Genomic DNA, 4,289 nt, shown 5'->3' with positions numbered 1-4,289 from the left:
TTATAAGCCTTTCCTGTTTCCTTATCCATTAATGTACCAGAAACAGTATATTCAGTATTTGGTTTAAGGTTTTCATAATTAACTGTATCAACCAATGTAATGGTTTCTTCAGGAAGACTAACATCATTATTAGTCTGTTTATCAGTAATCTTGGTTTTTATCTTTGGAACTCTCTTGTTACCAACCAAAATTTCCTGATAGTCATCAAGTACGTAATCATTAATGTCTTTTCCATCACATAAGAATGTTAATAAATCATTCTCATTTGTATAATCCTGGTAAATATCCAGGTATCCTTCAGGAGCTGATATTTCCTTAAAATAATATGCCTTATTTTCTGCTCTAAGGTAATCAGTATGTAATACCCCGTCCTTGTCAGTTGTATATTCTACCACCTTAACATTTCCGTCTGCGTCTACTTCATTTACTACCTTGCTGTTTCCATTTTTATCAAATGTATAAAGTGTTGCAGGCTTTGTAAAGTCACTATCTTCATACACACCAAAAACAGCTCCTTTAATAGCTTTTTCTGTATCTACATCTGTTTTAACAAGTTTCATGGAATAATACTTAAAAGGATTAATAATTGTAATTGTATCTTTATCCTCATTTAAAACAATGCCTTTTATAAGCATTTCATCATCTTTTAAAACTGTATAACTTGATTCTGTGGTACCATCTTCATTATTATCCGCTTTTAAATTAATTACGATACTTCCATTAGTAACATCAGCTCTGATCCCCTTAACAAGCTCCTTATTAATTGCAATTGAATCATTATTAGTATTTGTTTCAACAATTTCAAAACTAAAAATAGTTTCTTCATACTTCTTAAACCAGTTATTTTCATAGCTACTTAATTTACTATTTGCCATTTCTAAAGCTTTATTCTTTGAATAAGCTGTTGTATCGATTGAATAGTTATTTACATCTGTAGCATTTGCAAAAACAGTCCTAAGACCACTTATAGCTGAAGCTTTGCTTGATATAGCACCTTCTGTTTCAAGACTTGAAAGATAATTATCACTCTCAACATCAACATACTTATTTGTCTTATAATTAAATACCTGGCCATATGCGTAATAATATGTAGGTGTCTTCTTTAATGTATATTCAATATTAATATCACCATTTTCATCTGTTACCGCTGTAAACGTATTATCATTATCAAGTCTAATTGATTGGCCATTTACTTTGATAGTAATGTTATCTGCGTTATAAGTATTATTATCTGCAAAATCCTTGAAGTCAGCTTTTATTTTAAACTCTGTATTCTTAAGAGCTTTTCCATCTTCATCTGTCTTATGGATAGTAAACTTATCACTTTTTGATATAACCTTATTTACACTGTTTTTAGCATATTTATAAGGAGCATTAATGATAACTGCATTTCCACTTACTGTATCAGTAGAAAGAACTGTAGTCTTCATTATATCGGTCCATGATTTATCTTCATTTGTAGATCCGTAATTCATCCAGGAATTATCATCATCTACATAAATTGATGTTGAATATGTACCACCATTATTTGTACTATATTTACCTATTGATGAATATGTAGCTGTTTTATATGTTGGATTTGTAGCTCCTGTAAGTCCATCTTTACTTGAAATATAACTATTATTTCTATTTATCTTAACCCACTTATAGAATGTATCGATGTCTGGATTAAGTGATAATGTGTTATCACCAAATGCATTACCATATGAGTTGGCAATTTCATAAATTCCATAATAGTTTTCAATGTTATAATACTGTTCATAAAGTCTGCCATATGTAGGATCATCACCATTCATGATGTTACCACTTGCATCCATGCGATATTTTGCAATGACATTTCTCATGGCACGTTCCTTAAAGTAAACCATTCCACTGGTTATACCTTTTTCATCACACTTATCATCAAGCGCTTTCTTTACTGTCATTTCTTCTCCAGCTATTGTTATTAAATCATTTTTCTTATTATTCCATTCAGTATAAGTATTTATAATATTGTTATTTATAACTCCATAGTAATAAGTTGGTGATATGTATTCATACATGAAAGTAAAATCAACTTCTCCATTACTATCAGTCATAACAAAAACAACAGTATTTCCATTACTCTTTTGGTAAAACTGTTCCATGTTATCCGTCGACATTTGAAATTTAGTAGTATTACCACTAATTGCTGAAGAGTTAACACTACTGTTACCGTTATCAGCTATTTTAACCTTATTTTGTTCATCACCATTAGCTGAAACAATAGCATACCAAGGCTGTGTAGCTTTAGTTCCTTCAATGTCTTCAGGAGTTACAAAAACACCCTTGTTAAGTTTAATTGCTGAAAGATTCTTTGTTTCAAGTCTTATGCCAAAGACTTTATCCTTAAGAGCTTTCCCAGTGTTATCTGTCTTCTTAAATGTTAATTTTTGACGATAATTGATATCATTGGTATAACTTCTAACCATTACACGATCATTTTCTTTGTCTGCATCTAAAACTGCCATTTTCTGTCCTGAAGAACCCTTATAGATAGTATAAGTAGCATCAATATCTCCATCTTCTTTAAAAATAGTATTATAAAGAGTATCACTATAACTATTACATAAAGATTTAACATTTTCACCACTTCTAATACCCCATAAAAGAGCCTGCGTAATCATACGATTTGTTTTAGATTTATTACTATGTGCCCAATAGTATGCAAGTTTAGCATACTTAGCTCCTGTACTTAAATCACTAGAGCCATCGCTTGAATATGATTTTGTAGAATCCTCATTTAAACTTCCTGTAGGAAGTCCATAGCCATAATCCATGCAAAATCCAATTTGACCATCTACTGTATAGGCATAGATTTCATATCCCATGCAATTACCCAGATAGCCACCAAATGCAAAAGTCGCAGCATCAACATTTGTTGGAACGACTGCGACCAAGGTCATTAACACTGCCATTATAAGAGACAGTATTCTTTGTTTGTTTTTCTTCATTTTAAATTTCTCCTTATCTTAAAAATTTTTTAAAGTATTTTAATTCGCTTCCGAATATGACCTCTAAAAAGATAACAATAATCACCCTCTTTCTTTTATTTTTGTATATAAAAAGAGAGCTACAATTGATATGTAACTCTCTTATAATCCTAATAATATTTATCTTGTTTTTTCTCTTTTATGATTAATTTTTATTTCATTATAATCTTGATTCATTTTATCTATTTTATTAATATAAATTTGATTATATTCTTTATACTCTTTTTGAGTAATATCAGTATAATATTCATAGTTTAAATCTTCATTTAGAATCAAGTCATCTATAGACAATATCTTTAATCTATTTAATAAATTATTATTTTCTCCTAATGGTACTACAGCCTTCGAAAAGATTCTAATAAATTCAGAACTATCTGCATTATCAAAAGATAGCTTACTAGCATTGAGCATTTCATTATATGTTGTGCATGATAAATCAAAATCATATCCGCATTCAAGACATACAATTCTTGCAAATTCACGTTGACTTCTCCCATTTCCCTCTCTAAAAGGATGTAAAGCATTTAAATCTCCGTAATTATCTGCAAAAACTTTAATAAACTCATTAAAATCATCTTTATTTTTATAACATTGAGTAAAATATTTATCAAATACTGCTTTAGCGTAATCTTGGATACATGGTACCGTACAAAACAAATTTCCTTTTCCTATGTCAACTGTACGCTCTTTTCCAGCCCACGAATATAAGTCTTGAAAAATATACTTGTGTATTTCTTTTAAGTGTTTAAAATCAAAATTTCCTTTTAATGGATTATTCTGTAACTCACGGAGTCTTATAGTTGTAAGTTCAACCTCTGCTTCAAACAATTCATCACTATCTTTTATGTTTAATCTGTTTATCAAAACATTTGAATTTGGATAACAATATTTACTATCTTGCATGTCTTCTTATAACCTCTTGTCTTAATTCTTCAGATGTTTTTTCTCCATTTGATACTTTTATAAGTTCTTTAATAAATTCTTTTCGTAAATACATATTTTCAATTGCCATTGTAGATACAACATTTCTTAATTTTCTATTTTCTTTCGTATTCTCTATAATAATCTCTTCACTCATAATAACACACTCCTTTTTAATAACCTGTTATTCCATTTTCTTCTCTATATTTCTTTATTGCTTCATAATCAATTTCCGAAGTATTACCTCTCATATTATCAACCGTTTCAGTAAAAACAGCATATGATTCACCACTTCCCATAGCTATGGCACCAAATTTAATGAGCTTCGATATCATAGATTCATAATGACCTTTAGAA

General features: G+C 29.5%; 4 protein-coding genes. All 4 read right to left on the bottom strand.

Annotated elements, in window-relative coordinates; genetic code table 11:
* Positions 1–2,972 (bottom strand): VaFE repeat-containing surface-anchored protein (locus B5D16_RS12140; protein ID WP_143405128.1); only part of this gene is annotated, 2,972 nt, incomplete at its 3' end.
* 159 nt (positions 2,973–3,131) lie between these two features.
* Positions 3,132–3,914: a Fic/DOC family protein gene (locus tag B5D16_RS12135; RefSeq protein ID WP_078767237.1), complete on the bottom strand. Its 783-nt coding sequence runs from the start codon at positions 3,912–3,914 to the stop codon at positions 3,132–3,134.
* Positions 3,904–4,089, bottom strand: a complete 186-nt coding sequence (locus tag B5D16_RS12130) for a hypothetical protein (protein WP_078767236.1) — start codon at positions 4,087–4,089, stop codon at positions 3,904–3,906. The genes B5D16_RS12135 and B5D16_RS12130 overlap by 11 nt, the downstream gene beginning before the upstream one ends.
* A 16-nt stretch (positions 4,090–4,105) precedes the next feature.
* The coding region (locus B5D16_RS12510; protein WP_159444388.1) for a hypothetical protein at positions 4,106–4,289 on the bottom strand (184 nt) is incomplete at its 5' end.

Origin of the sequence: Eubacterium uniforme, assembly GCF_900167115.1 — a bacterium.
Classification (GTDB): Bacteria; Bacillota; Clostridia; order Lachnospirales; family Lachnospiraceae; genus Eubacterium_S; species Eubacterium_S uniforme.
Note: the sequence above shows the minus strand (reverse complement) of the source record. Positions and strands in the feature narration are given on the sequence as shown.